Here is a 13215-nt window from a genome sequence, read left to right as displayed (position 1 = left end):
CTCGCAGCTTAACGCATGTCACCCAAAAGTGTTCAGCGGTTTTGGGAAAATGGCATGCGTAAAACAGAGACTTAAAGCGCGATGCGCTTTAAGAAAAAGGGCAGCCTTTTCTACCTGGCTGCCCTCTTCCGGATCATCGTTCCGGATTCAAAGCCGGCTCAGCCTCCGAGCGCGGTCTTGACGGCAGCGGCCGCGTCGCCGCCGTCGAAAGTGGTGACGCCGGCAATCCAGGGCGCGACCGCGTCAGGATGCTTCTTCAGCCAGTCCGTCGCCACCGTCTGGGCGTCGCCGCCCTTCAGGATCGCGTCCATCATCTCGCCTTCCATGTCGAGATTGAACTTCAGGTTGGCGATGAACTTGCCGGCGTTCGGGCATTCGGTGGTGTAGCCCTTGCGCACATTGGTATAGACGGTGGCGGCGCCGAAGCCGCTATCGCCCATGCCGTCGAGATAGGTGATCTTCATGGCGCCCATCACCGGATGCGGCGTCCAGCCGAGGAAGGCGATCCACTCGTTGTTCTTCATCGACTGCTCGGCCTGAGTCAGCATGCCGGCTTCGGACGACTCGACCAGTTCGAAGCCTTCGAGGTTGTCCTTCGGGTTCTTGATCATGTCGAGGATGATGCGGTTGCCGTCATTGCCGGCCTCGATGCCGTAGATCTTGCCGTTGAACTTGTCCTTGAACTTGCCGAGATCGGTCAGTGTCTTGACGCCGGCATCCGCGACATAGGTCGGCACGACGATGCCGTAGCCTGCACCGGTCAAGTTGGTGCTGATCGTCTCGACCGACCCGTCGGCGGTGTAGTCCTTGATGTCGTTGGTCATCGACGGCATCCAGTTGCCGAGGAAGACGTCGAGGTCCTTGTTCTTCAGCGAAGCCATGGTCACCGGCACCGAGAGCTGGATCACCTGCGGCTCATAACCGAGCGCGGTGAGCAGCACCGAGGCCAGCCCCGTGGTGGCCTGGATGTCGGTCCAGCCGACATCGGAAAGCCGAACCGCCTTGCAGCTCGCCGGATCGCCGGCATAAGCGGCGGTCGTGGACAGAAGCGCCGCGAGGCCGAGGCCTGCGACGAAAGATTTCATACGCGACATGAACTTTCTCCCATTGCAATTCTTAAGGCAAAGCGAAGTCACGGTTCTTGCGCCCGCCTTGTTTCGTCAGCCAAACACCATTTTGATGTTGTTTCAAGCGGTTCAACATCACGATGAACGGCGCGCGCTGGTCATTAAGCGACATGACACCCTTTTGAGCGACATGGAGTTTTTGAACGGCAGGGAGTTTTTGGTGGACGGAGCCGGTGCCCTCTCCCCGCGCGGCGGCAAGTCGGCTTAAAAGCACCTATGGCCAAGCTTTATTTCCACTACGCGACGATGAACGCCGGCAAGACGACCATGCTTTTGCAGGCATCCTACAACTATCGCGAACGCGGCATGTCGACGATGCTGTTGGTCGCCGGCCATTACCGCAAGGGCGACACCGGATTGATCTCGTCGCGCATCGGCCTCGAATCCGAGGCCGAGATGTTCCGCGGCGGCGACGACCTCTATGCCAGGGTCGCCGAGCACCACCGGCATGCCCCGGTGCATTGCATCTTCGTCGATGAGGCGCAGTTCCTCGAGGAGGAGCAGGTCTGGCAGCTCGCCCGCATCGCCGACCGGCTGAATATTCCGGTCATGTGCTACGGCCTGCGCACCGATTTCCAGGGCAATCTCTTCTCCGGCTCGCGAGCGCTGCTCGCCATCGCCGACGACCTGCGCGAGGTGCGCACCATCTGCCGTTGCGGGCGCAAGGCGACGATGGTCGTGCGGCTGGGTCCCGAAGGCAAGGTGGCGAAACAGGGCGATCAGGTGGCGATCGGCAAGGATGTCTACGTCTCGCTCTGCCGCCGGCATTGGGAAGAGGAGATGGGCCGCGCCGCGCCCGACGACTTCATCGGTTTTGTCAGCCGCTGAGCCGGAAGGCTGCCTAGAGCCGGATGTCGTCCGAAAACCGCTTCAAGCCTTGACCGGCGCCGGCGAAACGGGCATCGCCGCTGCAAGATATTTGCCGGCGCTGTTTCATGGCCGTTCGCAAAAACAAGACCTTAAGGCATATCAGCCAAAGCTGTTCGATGATGGTGCGCGTTACTAGGCGCCATGCGCATGCTTGCCTTGCCTTTCAAGGATCCAACCAATTCTTTTGTTTCGACGCTTCTCCTTGTCTTCCTTCTTTCAATCCCTTGAAGTCCCACATATATTCGCCGCCACGACACGGAAACGGATGCCGAAGCGGGAGGCCCCAATGGCGACATTGCAGAATTTCGATGCCGAAATTGCCAAGACCAAGCAGGTCGTGCAGGACATGCGCACCAAGATCGAGCAGTCCGGCACCGTGCTCGACACGCTCGCCCAGGCCGACAAGAAGATCGGCGACGCCAATTTCGACATCGAGAACGCCCGCATCGAGGACGTGCTCAAGCAACAGAAAGTCATGGAAGGCAACATCGCCGACCTGATCATCGGGCTGGAGGACGCCACCAATGTCTTCGGCGCCGAATTCGAAAGCATGAAGAACTACACCGGCTGGGAAAACTTCGTCGGTGTCTTTTCGGCGCAGCGCAAGCAGCGCATGCGGACCGACCGCGTCCGCAACATGTCGCTTGCCGGCAATCTGCAGGAGCTGCTGGCGAAGTCGGATACCATCGTCGGCATATTGAAGGCGCAGAAGCAGGTCCTCGACCAGCGCTACAAGACCTCGGAGACCAGCCTGTCCCAGGTTATCGAGCGCCGCAAGGTGACGATGACCAATCTTGAAGCGGTGCAGAAGCGCATCGAGGAATTGAACCCTCAGCTGCTCGACATCGAGAACAAGATCGCCGCCTCCACGACCCAAAAGGAGCGCACCGAGCTTGAGGGCGAACGCTCGAAAATGGCGACCGAGTACAATGAAAAGCAGGCCAAGGAACAGGAGCTGCTGGCCGAAAGCCAGACGTTGGAGCGCTACACCTCGATGTTCCAGACCTTCGTCGATTCGCTCAACAACCAGATCGCCGCGCAGTCGACGCTGATCAACAAGCTGACCATCGACACCGAGCAGCGCATCGTGCTGTACAAGGCGCTGGAGGATTCGCTGAAGACCGCCGCCCAGCAGGACGTCGCCCACAAGATCAACACGCTGGGCAGCCAGGTCGATGACACCGCCGAGGAGACGATGGCCGGCATCGGCGCCGCCTCGCAGAAGCACATCGGCGACCTCTTGGAGATGCACGAGAAGAACATGGTCGCCAGCGCCGACATCCAGCGCCGCAAGAAGCTCGCCGACGATGCTTTCGCCCGCCGCTTCGACGATGTGATGAAGAAGCACAATTCGGCAAACTACGTGCAGTCGTAGGCGGCGCCGCTGACTTCATTTCCACGGCAGCCACATGACACCTGAAAACGACGCGGCGGCACGCTATTTCTCCGCCATCACAGCGGCGCTGAGCGGGCTGGAAGTGTTCATGCGCGACGACCGCTCGCCGCTTTACCGGCACGGCATCGTCGCCAGGATCGTCGCGGAGTATATCGCGCGGCTGGACAAGTCCTTTGCCTGCTGGCGCAACCGGCTGGGCTTCATGGACACGTTCCGCATTTCGCGCGCCGACAGCGGCTATCCCGTTTTCCAGAACCTGCTCGAGCTGGAAAACGACCGCCAGCAGGCCGATGCCCGCCTGGCCAACATCCCGCAGGCTGGCGAACTGCGCGAGGAAATGGCCGACTTCATCCTGCGCCACAAGGAGTTTCCCGAGGCGCTGCAGAAATCGATGGCCGAGCGGCTCTATCTGGAGGACGTCAAGAGCGAGGCGACCTTCGGTCCGTTTACCCTGGCGCAGACGGCCAAGGTCTCGGTCAACCCGAAGACCATGCGGCCTTATTATCTCGTCCACTGGGCGACGTTCGACGGCAGCGCCAATCTGCCGCTGGTCTATATGGTGACGGTGGAGGACTCCTCCGAAAACATGGTGCGCCAGCTGGTCGACGTGAACGGCAAGCTCAACGAGAAGGTCGATATCCCGCTTCCCGTCGACGGCCTGCTCAACCCGGAGCTTGCGCACCGCTTCGACGATTTCACCGAGAAGAACTCGGCCTATACGCTCTCGCCGGCGACGATTGCGGTCAATCTCGACAAGGATTTCGAGCCGCTGCATCCCAAGCAGCTGCGGCGCGTGGTGCTGGGCCCCTTCTACTCGGCCGGCATCACCGACAACAATTCGACAGTGACCGAGGTGCTGGCCAAGGTGCGCAAGCCGGAAAACGCCTGGCTGCTTACCTGGACCATCCAGGAGGTCTTCTCCAAGGCCGAGAAACCCGGCCGCAAGGGCCTGTTCTCCAGCGAGAAGACAACGCAGGAATTCTTCATCAACACCGACGACCTCGAAGCGGCGCGCCAGGGCGTGTCGAGCTACGAGAACCACGCGCTGATCCCGCACGAGGCCTACCAGGCGCTCTACGCCGCGGGCGAAGCGCAAAAGATCTTTTCCGGCTACAAGGTCCACATCCTGTCCAACGGACAGGTCATCAGCGACGTCTGACCGTCAAACCGCGGAGCATCCTTCATGGACACCGGCCTGACAACGATCTCGGAAGCCGCAATCGAAAAGCACCGCGCGACAGCGCAGAGCTTCATCACCCGCATCGTCGTGCTGGAGGATCCGTCCCGCGAATCAGGCACCGCGCTCGCCGGCACCAACCGCCGCTTCGTCTCGACCGTGTCGGTCGGTTCGGTGCGCCGCACGCGCGAGGTCGAGCTGTCGAAGACGGTCGCGGCCATCCATCCCGACGACCAGCTGATGAGCATCCCGCAGCACACGCTGCTCTACCGCGCCCGCCGCGGCCTGGCGATCGCGCTGGCCATTTCGGATGTCTTCGCCGAGGGATCCGACCTCGAAAGCCTGCAGGCAAGGAACGTCCGCGCGCCGCTCGAAGGCGACGAAGCCGCGAGGTTCAAAAAACTTCTGTCGGCGTCGGCTTACGTGTCGGCCTTCAGCTTCGCTTCCTGCCTGTTCCAGCTGGTCGACAGCGACGGGGAGGCGCCGAACGACAGCCCCGAACCCGACTTCCTGTTCGACACCCCGCAGGACGCGGTGAAGTCGATCGTCGCCGGCCTCGACAAGGCGATCGCCGGCTCGAAGGACGATGCGGACCTGATGACGCGGGCGCGGGCCTTTGCCCGGGTCGCCATCGACGGGCTCTTGGCGCGCAAGGGCCGCTTCGACGGCATCGGCCCATTCGAGAACGCGCATATCCGCATCGATGTCGACGATTTCATCCTCGATGGCTTCGACGTCGCGCCCGGCAAACGATCCAAGCCGCTGGTGATGACCTTCAAGAAGCCGGAAGAGGTCGTCGGCAACCACATCGCCAAATACCAGTCGGTCAAACTGGCCAAGATGCTGATGGCCTATGATTTCGAGCGCGAGCTCAATCCCTTTGTCGAGCTTGGCGGCTTCCTCTTCACCTTCATCGGCGACGGCGCGCCGGGCACCGGCAAGACGACGCTGATCCAGATGATCGCCGGCCTCGTCAATGGCTACTGTCAGGTCGCCGGCTATCCGTTCGCCTACGAGAATTTCGGCGTCGACCAGATCTCGTCCTATCAGGGCAAGTCCGGCCAAAACTGCCGCCAGTTCATCAACAACGTGCTCAATCCGCGCGTCATCGGCTTCGGCACCATCGACGACATCGACCAGGTGGCGGCGCGCCGTTCCGACGACCGCGCCTCGGCCGGCCAGCAGGAGATCACCGGCGTCTTGATGGACGCCTTCGCCGGTGCCTCGACGGTCGTGCGCGGCAACTGCTCCTTCGGCATGTTTTCCAACTATCCGGAAAATGTCGACGATGCGCTGCGCCAGCGCGCCGGCGCCCGATGGCTGGTCGACGGCCCGCAGACCCGCGACGACTATATCGACATCTTCGTGCTGCTTGCCGGCAAGAACCACAAGATCCCGCTCGGCGAGCACGAGCTCTATGCCGCGCAGGAGATCCAGCGTGCGGTGAGCGAGGCCTATGAAGAGCACGAAAAGCCGCGGGAAGACGGGCTGATGAAGGTCTATGAGCGCTACATGAAGGAGAACGGCGCGCCCAAGACCATGGCCGATGTCGGCACCTACCTGCACATGATCAAGGACGCCGAGCCGCGTTTCACCGGCCGTGCCATCAAGAACGTCACCGACGCGATAAAAATGCGCGCCATGGATATCGAGCTGCCGGACGACTGGTTCGAGAAGCCGGAAGCCTTCATGCACAAGAGCTACGACGACAAGAAGGCGATGATCGAGGAGCTGCGCGGACCATTCTCGATGGACGTGGTCATGCAGGAGATCAACCGCTACGCCGATTCCGAGTTCCGTTATTCCGACAAGTCCGACGATGCCGCGGTGGAGAAGCTCCTGCGCGACGCAAGGCTGCGCGAGCGCGCCGCGCGGGAAATGGAGGAATTGAAGAAGAAGGGGCTTTGGTGATCTTTTCCTTCTCCCCGTTCACGGGGAGAAGGTGCCCGAAGGGCGGATGAGGGGCAGCGCCATGCGTGGGAGGAATGAACCGAAAGTGGCGAGGGCCCGTCAGCTTCGGAAAGTCGAAAACGATGCGGAGGAACGGCTGTGGCATGAACTGCGAGGACGGCGATTGAACGGCTACAAATTTGTTCGCCAACTGCCGATCGGCCCTTATTTTGCGGACTTCGCCTGCCGCGATGCCAATCTGGTTGTGGAGGTGGACGGCAGCCAGCATGCAGGCCGCTCTCGGGATCGATATAGGGACGAAACCATGAACGAAAACGGTTGGTCGGTGTTGAGAGTATGGCACGCAGATGTTTTGACCGGCCTTTCGAGCGTGCTGGACACAGTTGTTGCAGCCCTGGATGGTCGGCTGGATCGCAAAATGATCGGTGTCGATGCGAAATTTCTGCCGGCCGCACCCTCGGAGCAGGGACGATGAGCGTCGGCGCCGCCCCTCATCCGCCCTTCGGGCACCTTCTCCCCGTGAACGGGGAGAAGGAAGAATGACCCACGCCAAAAAGCCCGATCTTCTGCGCGACAACGAGCTGATCTACGGCCGCTTGCTCGCCATCGACGAGCCGCACCTCATCCAGCGCTACAACAAGGCGCTTGCCGCCTTCGGCCTCGAGCCCACCAAGCTCGCAAGCTTCCAGATCGACCGCACCGGCTTCTCGCCGGAGATCGCCGAGGAATGCGGCGACTATGACTATCTCGACCCCAACGAGGTCAACCGCCGCTTCATCATCCTGACGCCGTCGCAGATCGACCTGCCGGTGGTGCATACCGCCTTCTCCAACACCTCGCAGCTGATGTTCGAGTTCATGTCGAAGAACCAGCGTGCCATCGACGCGCTGACCATCAAGGACGTGATCTACGGCGAGATCGAGGACTCGGTTCCCAAGGTCAACGACATCGAGGACCTGCTGTCGATCAACCAGGTCGAGTTCAAGGTGCTGTCGGCAGAGGACGTGCTGGGCAAGGCGGCCGAGCTCGGCAAGCTGGTCGACCGGCTGAAGCAGGAGCCCGACGCCTGGCGCGACAACGCCATGCTCCAGCGCATGGTCGATCTTGCCAAGGTCTGCGGCGACATCCGCGAGAACGCGCTGGTGCCGGACCAGGTTATCTTCCGTCACAACGCCTACTGGACCAGCCATTTCGGCGGGCTCTACGTCTTCGTCGACCCCGATATGACGACGGTGATCAGCGATCCGGCCGCCCCCGGCTTCCGCCGCTCGCGCCCCTGGCAGGTAAGCTATCTGTCGATCAACGACGCCGACAAGGTGTTCCGCTTCCTGGCCGCCACCGGCCGGCTCGACCTGCCGCGCGCTTCCTGGATCGAGGCTTCCGGCTATCTCGAGCATCGCGCAGAGATGGTCGTGCGCGCGCTGATCCGCGACGCCGAGCCCAACCGCAATCTGACCGATGTCGACAAGGTGTGGCTGCAGACCTGGATCCACGGCCATGCCGATCTGATCGCCCAGGACGGGAACTTTCCCTTCCTCAATGCCGCCAAGCGCGAAATCGCCCAGTTCGGCCATCTCAAGATCGAGGATGTGCCGCCGCGCCAGCGATTCCTGGTCGTGCGCGCCAAGCCCGACCACCCCGATGCCTGGCTGACCAACCAGTTGATCTCGGATTTCGTGCCGCAGGACTTCGTTTCGCGTTACGTCTTCAACAAGCCGGGTTTCTACAAGGACTATGACGGCTTCAGCGACGCCTGGAGAAGCCATGTTGTGGACGTTCTGAAAACCACATATTTGAAGGAAAAGGCGGCGTTCCGCGCGCGCCTTTACGGCTTGACTGACTAGAACGAAATGAACCGTCATTTCGTTCTAACTTATTGTTTTGGCGCATGATGTTATCCAAAAAGTCTGCAACTTTTTGGCATCATGCTAGGGGGTGCCACAGCCATGCTCGACCCGATCGTGAACTTCTTCACCCAGATATTCCAGTGGATCGGCCGCGGCATCGGCTTCGTCATCGGCGTCATCCTGTGGCCATTCATGTGGGTCGGCCGCTGGTACGGGCAACGCGGCTGGATTCTGAAGGCCGTGGTCGGTCTTGCCCTCCTGGTGCTGATCGGCCTCTACGCCAATTTCTTCTACGCTACCCAGTGGTGGAACAATTTCAACCCGAACTATCCCGACACCTACACGTTCGAGAAGCGGAACGTGTCGGCGGGCGAGCAGGTTTCGGCCGGCAGCGGCACCGATACGGCCAAGACCTGCGGCAACTCCGCCATCGCCCAGGTTGCCGCCGATCTGACGGACTTCAACGTCAACCAGAATGCCTGGATCTCGTCGATGATCCTCTACAAGCTCGGCCTGTTCGGCATCGATTGGGACAACACGCCCTGGATGGACAACAAGGCGTCCTTCCAGCGCGGCATCAACCAGGCGGTGCGGCGCACCGCGACCGAGCTTGCCGACAATCTTGGCCGCGTTCGCACGACCTCGCAGATCGACGCCGACCTGCAGGACGCGCGCGGCAATCTGCAGTTCGACGAATACACCTGGTATTTCGGCCTGAACCCATTCGGCCCCAAGACGCCGACGCCGAGCTATTATCGCGACGCTGTGCGCAAGCTGCGCTCCTTCAACGCCCGTCTCGCCACCTGCCAGGCGACCTTCGACGCCCGCGCCGACAATCTGAAGCAATATATCGACCGCATCGCTTCGGACATCGGCTCGACCTCGGCCATCCTCAAGGAACGCGCCGAAAACCACAACAATGGCTGGTTCGATACCCGCGCCGACGACCGCTTCTGGTTCGCTTATGGCCAGCTCTACGCCTATTACGGCCTGATGAAGGGCGCCCAGGCCGACTTCGACGACGTGATCAAGGAGAAGCACCTGCAGAACCTGTGGGACACGATGGACCAGCAATTCGTCTCGGCGCTGCGCATCCAGCCCTTCATCATCGCCAATGGCCGCGAGGATGGTTGGCTGTTGCCGACGCATCTGACGACGATGGGCTTCTACATCCTGCGGGTGCGCTCCAACATGGTCGAGATCAGCAACGTGCTGACGCAGTAGCAGCCTCTTCGGCCAAGACAGGGATGGTGGATTTGCGCCGTCGCTTCTGTCGCTTTTCGCGTATTCAGCGGCTGTTTTGAGACGGCGGAACGGCCTTCGCTCTGGCTTCTATACGCCGCAAACGACTGGGGTCGAAGACCCGAACAGGGTCGCACCGGGAACAGCAATATTCTTTCTTTACAGGAAACATAGTTGCATGAAAGTTGACGCCCAGGCAGCGACAGGGTTAGAAAACACCCCTGCGCCCGTGCGGCGTTCCAAACATGCACAATTGATCAAAACAGTCCCTTCCAACGCCCAATCCAGAGGAAAGCCGTCATGGCCGAAGTGAAGTCCGACATCGAGATCGCGCGCGCCGCCAAGAAAAAACAAATCCAGGAGATCGGCGCCAAGATCGGCATTCCGACCGAACACCTTCTGCCCTATGGCCACGACAAGGCAAAAATCTCGGCCGAGTTCATCAAGTCGGTCAAGGGCAACAAGGACGGCAAGCTGATCCTGGTCACCGCCATCAACCCGACGCCGGCCGGCGAAGGCAAGACCACCACCACCGTCGGCCTCGGCGACGGCCTGAACCGCATCGGCAAGAAGGCGATCATCTGCATCCGCGAAGCCTCGCTCGGCCCGAATTTCGGCGTCAAGGGTGGCGCCGCCGGCGGCGGCTACGCGCAGGTCGTGCCGATGGAGGACATGAACCTCCATTTCACCGGCGACTTCCACGCCATCACCACCGCGCACAATCTGCTCTCGGCGCTGATCGACAACCACATCTACTGGGGCAATGAGCTTGGCATCGACACCCGCCGCGTCGCCTGGCGCCGCGTCATGGACATGAACGACCGGGCGCTGCGCGAGATCATCTGCTCGCTCGGCGGCGTCGCCAACGGCTATCCGCGCGAAGCCGGCTTCGACATCACCGTCGCCTCGGAAGTGATGGCGATCCTGTGCCTGGCCACCGACCTCAAGGACCTTGAGAAGCGCCTCGGCGACATCATCGTCGCCTACCGCCGCGACAAGTCGCCGGTCTATGCCCGCGACCTCAAGGCCGACGGCGCCATGGCGGTGCTGTTGAAGGACGCCATGCAGCCCAACCTGGTGCAGACGCTGGAGAACAACCCGGCCTTCGTGCATGGCGGCCCGTTCGCCAACATCGCGCATGGCTGCAACTCCGTCGTCGCCACCACGACGGCGCTCAAGCTCGCCGACTATGTCGTCACCGAAGCCGGCTTCGGCGCGGACCTTGGTGCCGAGAAATTCTTCGACATCAAATGCCGCAAGGCGGGCCTGAAGCCGTCCGCTGCGGTCATCGTCGCGACCGTGCGCGCCATGAAGATGAATGGCGGCGTCAAGAAGGAAGACCTCGGCAAGGAAAACATCGAGGCGGTCAAGAAGGGCTGCGCCAATCTCGGCCGCCACATCGAGAACATCCGCCAGTTCGGCGTGCCGGCCGTGGTTGCCATCAACCACTTCTATTCCGACACCGAGGCCGAGATCCAGGCGATGAAAGACTATGTCGCCTCGATGGGCGAAGAGGCGATCCTGTGCAAGCACTGGGCCAACGGTTCGGCCGGCATCGAGGACCTTGCCAACAAGGTGGTGGCGCTCGCCGAATCCGGCGCCTCCCAGTTCGCGCCGCTCTATCCCGACGCCATGCCGCTGTTCGAGAAGATCAACACCATCGTCCAGCGCATCTATCGCGGCTCGGAAGCGATCGCCGACAAGTCGGTGCGCGATCAGCTCAAGGCGTGGGAAGAAGCCGGCTACGGCAATCTGCCGGTCTGCATGGCCAAGACCCAGTATTCCTTCTCGACCGACCCGAACCTGCGCGGCGCGCCGACCGGCCACACCGTGCCGGTGCGCGAGGTCAGGCTCTCGGCCGGCGCCGGCTTCGTCGTCATCATCTGCGGCGAGGTCATGACCATGCCCGGCCTGCCCAAGGCGCCGTCTTCGGAAAAGATCTTCTTGAACGAGGCCGGCCAGATCGAGGGCCTGTTCTAAAACTTCGTTCGAATTGAACGACCAAGGGCGCCGCCTCATCGCGGCGCCCTTTTTGTTTCGCCGGCCTTCATGCCACCGTGGGCGAGCCGAACTTCTTGATGCCGGCGACCGACATCGAGACGAACTGGTCGAGGATGGCGAAGAAGATATCGAGGCTGAAGCCGAACAGGAAAGCGAAGGTGAACAGGCTGAATCCTATGCCGGTCACCTCGCCGCCGAGCTTGGTCCCCGGCGCCATGAACCAGGCGAGGATCATGCCTGCAAGCCCGCCGAGCGCGATGCGGTGAATGAGCCGGGACAGCGGCGGATTGGGCAAAAGCGGGTTCAGGATCATGCGCATGTGGAACATGATGCCGCCAAGCGCGCCGTAAAGCGCGGGCAGGATCCACAGCGCATAGGGGCTGAGGACCTCGCTGAGCGTCTTGGCCTGCAGTGTCAGCGTCGAAATCGAATTCGGCGTGATGGTGATGACGCCTTCGCACTGCAGATCGCGTGTCGCCGCATCGAAATCGGCGTTCACATCTTCGGCCTGGCCGGCGATGCCGGTGGCGCTTACGGCTTGCGTGCCGCCTTCGGTGTTGCCGTTGTTCTTGCAATCGAAATCCGACTGCTTGAGCGGCTGGCTGTTCCCGGCCCCGCTTTGCTGTTGCGCCAGCGCGATTTGCTGACCGCAGAACTGGTCTATGGCCATCTGCCGGGGGTTGGAGAAATCGATTGGCGCGCCCGCCTTGGCCGGCGAAGCCGAAAGCTTGCAATAGGCCCATTGCATGCCCCATAGCGGAAATGGCGCTTCCTGTGTCATGAACCCCTGCGCCCGCACCAGCAGCGAGGAAAAACGTTGATCGAGCGAATGCAGGCTGTCGACGGAATTGTAGTAGGCATCCTTGAGAAGCGTCAGATCGGTCGCCGACGCCTGCTGGGCGGCGGCCGAGCTCAATTGCTTCTTCGTCGCCCAGACCTGCCGGATCGACTGTCCGAACCGGGCGCTGAAATCGTTGTTATCGATCTCCTGCAGTTCCGCATTGATCGAAACGCCCCTGTTGTAGACATAGGTCAGCTTGCCGATGACGATCATCATCGTCACCGACAGGGCGATCAGAAAATAGGTTGCCAGCGCGGTCCGCCGCGACAAGTCGCCGGGCGACCAGCCGGTGCGGAGCGCGGCCAGCGTGGAAAACGGCACGGTGTTGGAGCAATCGTTGAACACTGTCTGAAGCTTGACGACCTCGGGCTGGCTTGCGGTCGCGCCATTGAGCTTTTCCGCATCGCCGATGGCGGCGAAGAGGGCGCTGTCCTTGAACACGCCGTAGCGGCCGTAGCCGGCAACCAGCTTCGCGTCGGCAAGCAACCCGGAGACAAGAGGATCGTGGGACGTCGTCATCGCTTCCCCCGACGACTAGCCCAGATAGCCCGGCACGAAGCCATATTGCGACGGGCATCCGCAGGGATAGCCGGGCGGCCCGGGCGGCTGCGCCCAGCACCAGAAGAATTGGGTGACGCAGATCGTCCCCGGCGCATGCGGCGGGACTTGCGCAAGAGCGGGCCATGGCAGCAGCGCCGCGCCGACGGCGAGGGCCAGGACCACCATGGTTCGTGCAACGCGCGCCTTCAATCCAGCCCCCAAAAAGCCAACCGCGCTTACTCACATGCGCGGTGACTTTCCGA

The 13215-nt window shown here is 61.7% G+C and carries 12 protein-coding genes; 9 read left to right on the top strand and 3 right to left on the bottom strand.

Annotated features, from left to right (window positions below; all coding sequences use genetic code 11):
• Positions 1–158: 158 nt before the first annotated feature.
• Positions 159–1094, bottom strand: coding sequence for a choline ABC transporter substrate-binding protein (locus FJ414_RS18130; protein WP_140645725.1), 936 nt, complete (start codon positions 1092–1094; stop codon positions 159–161).
• Here FJ414_RS18130 and FJ414_RS18125 point away from each other — a divergent pair.
• The 9 genes from FJ414_RS18125 (at position 1093) to FJ414_RS18085 (ending at position 11550) form a co-directional block, all read left to right on the top strand.
• Positions 1093–1335 carry a hypothetical protein gene (locus FJ414_RS18125; RefSeq protein ID WP_140645724.1) on the top strand — a complete coding sequence of 81 codons (243 nt, stop codon included), beginning with the start codon at positions 1093–1095 and terminating at the stop codon, positions 1333–1335. The two genes, FJ414_RS18130 and FJ414_RS18125, sit on opposite strands and share 2 nt — an antisense overlap.
• An 8-nt stretch (positions 1336–1343) precedes the next feature.
• A complete protein-coding gene (locus FJ414_RS18120) occupies positions 1344–1955 on the top strand; it encodes a thymidine kinase (RefSeq protein ID WP_140645723.1) in 612 nt (203 codons plus the stop codon).
• Between the two features lie 328 nt (positions 1956–2283).
• Complete coding sequence (locus FJ414_RS18115; protein ID WP_140645722.1) at positions 2284–3372, top strand: hypothetical protein; 1089 nt, start codon at positions 2284–2286, stop codon at positions 3370–3372.
• A 34-nt stretch (positions 3373–3406) separates the two neighbouring features.
• Entirely contained in the window at positions 3407–4552 is a 1146-nt protein-coding gene (locus FJ414_RS18110; RefSeq protein ID WP_140645721.1) for a hypothetical protein, read from the top strand.
• 24 nt (positions 4553–4576) lie between these two features.
• Positions 4577–6481 carry an ATP-binding protein gene (locus tag FJ414_RS18105; protein ID WP_140645720.1) on the top strand — a complete coding sequence of 635 codons (1905 nt, stop codon included), beginning with the start codon at positions 4577–4579 and terminating at the stop codon, positions 6479–6481.
• A 61-nt stretch (positions 6482–6542) separates the two neighbouring features.
• Positions 6543–6956 (top strand): DUF559 domain-containing protein, encoded by a 414-nt coding sequence (locus tag FJ414_RS18100; RefSeq protein WP_140645719.1) that lies wholly within the window; start codon positions 6543–6545, stop codon positions 6954–6956.
• A 64-nt stretch (positions 6957–7020) separates the two neighbouring features.
• Positions 7021–8325, top strand: a complete 1305-nt coding sequence (locus tag FJ414_RS18095) for a DUF6638 family protein (RefSeq protein ID WP_140645718.1) — start codon at positions 7021–7023, stop codon at positions 8323–8325.
• Positions 8326–8427: 102 nt separating this feature from the next.
• Entirely contained in the window at positions 8428–9552 is a 1125-nt protein-coding gene (locus FJ414_RS18090; protein ID WP_140645717.1) for a DUF2333 family protein, read from the top strand.
• 318 nt (positions 9553–9870) lie between these two features.
• A complete protein-coding gene (locus tag FJ414_RS18085; RefSeq protein ID WP_140645716.1) occupies positions 9871–11550 on the top strand; it encodes a formate--tetrahydrofolate ligase in 1680 nt (559 codons plus the stop codon).
• 67 nt (positions 11551–11617) lie between these two features.
• Here the strand turns inward: FJ414_RS18085 and FJ414_RS18080 are convergent, their stop codons facing one another.
• Together FJ414_RS18080 and FJ414_RS18075 are read right to left on the bottom strand one after the other, a co-directional pair.
• Positions 11618–12931 carry a hypothetical protein gene (locus tag FJ414_RS18080; RefSeq protein WP_140645715.1) on the bottom strand — a complete coding sequence of 438 codons (1314 nt, stop codon included), beginning with the start codon at positions 12929–12931 and terminating at the stop codon, positions 11618–11620.
• Between the two features lie 15 nt (positions 12932–12946).
• Positions 12947–13162 carry a hypothetical protein gene (locus tag FJ414_RS18075; RefSeq protein WP_140645714.1) on the bottom strand — a complete coding sequence of 72 codons (216 nt, stop codon included), beginning with the start codon at positions 13160–13162 and terminating at the stop codon, positions 12947–12949.
• Between the last annotated feature and the right edge of the window lie 53 nt (positions 13163–13215).

Origin of the sequence: Mesorhizobium sp. B3-1-6, from assembly GCF_006439555.1 — a bacterium.
Taxonomy (GTDB): Bacteria; Pseudomonadota; Alphaproteobacteria; order Rhizobiales; family Rhizobiaceae; genus Mesorhizobium.
This window is presented reverse-complemented; position numbering and strand designations above follow the sequence as displayed.

Bases quoted from the DNA above. Each gene is read 5' to 3' on its own strand.
- FJ414_RS18125 (WP_140645724.1), top strand. From the start codon at position 1,093: ATGAACTTTCTCCCATTGCAATTCTTAAGGCAAAGCGAAGTCACGGTT.
- FJ414_RS18130 (WP_140645725.1), bottom strand. From the start codon at position 1,094: ATGTCGCGTATGAAATCTTTCGTCGCAGGCCTCGGCCTCGCGGCGCTT.
- FJ414_RS18120 (WP_140645723.1), top strand. From the start codon at position 1,344: ATGGCCAAGCTTTATTTCCACTACGCGACGATGAACGCCGGCAAGACG.
- FJ414_RS18115 (WP_140645722.1), top strand. From the start codon at position 2,284: ATGGCGACATTGCAGAATTTCGATGCCGAAATTGCCAAGACCAAGCAG.
- FJ414_RS18110 (WP_140645721.1), top strand. From the start codon at position 3,407: ATGACACCTGAAAACGACGCGGCGGCACGCTATTTCTCCGCCATCACA.
- FJ414_RS18105 (WP_140645720.1), top strand. From the start codon at position 4,577: ATGGACACCGGCCTGACAACGATCTCGGAAGCCGCAATCGAAAAGCAC.
- FJ414_RS18100 (WP_140645719.1), top strand. From the start codon at position 6,543: ATGCGTGGGAGGAATGAACCGAAAGTGGCGAGGGCCCGTCAGCTTCGG.
- FJ414_RS18095 (WP_140645718.1), top strand. From the start codon at position 7,021: ATGACCCACGCCAAAAAGCCCGATCTTCTGCGCGACAACGAGCTGATC.
- FJ414_RS18090 (WP_140645717.1), top strand. From the start codon at position 8,428: ATGCTCGACCCGATCGTGAACTTCTTCACCCAGATATTCCAGTGGATC.
- FJ414_RS18085 (WP_140645716.1), top strand. From the start codon at position 9,871: ATGGCCGAAGTGAAGTCCGACATCGAGATCGCGCGCGCCGCCAAGAAA.
- FJ414_RS18080 (WP_140645715.1), bottom strand. From the start codon at position 12,931: ATGACGACGTCCCACGATCCTCTTGTCTCCGGGTTGCTTGCCGACGCG.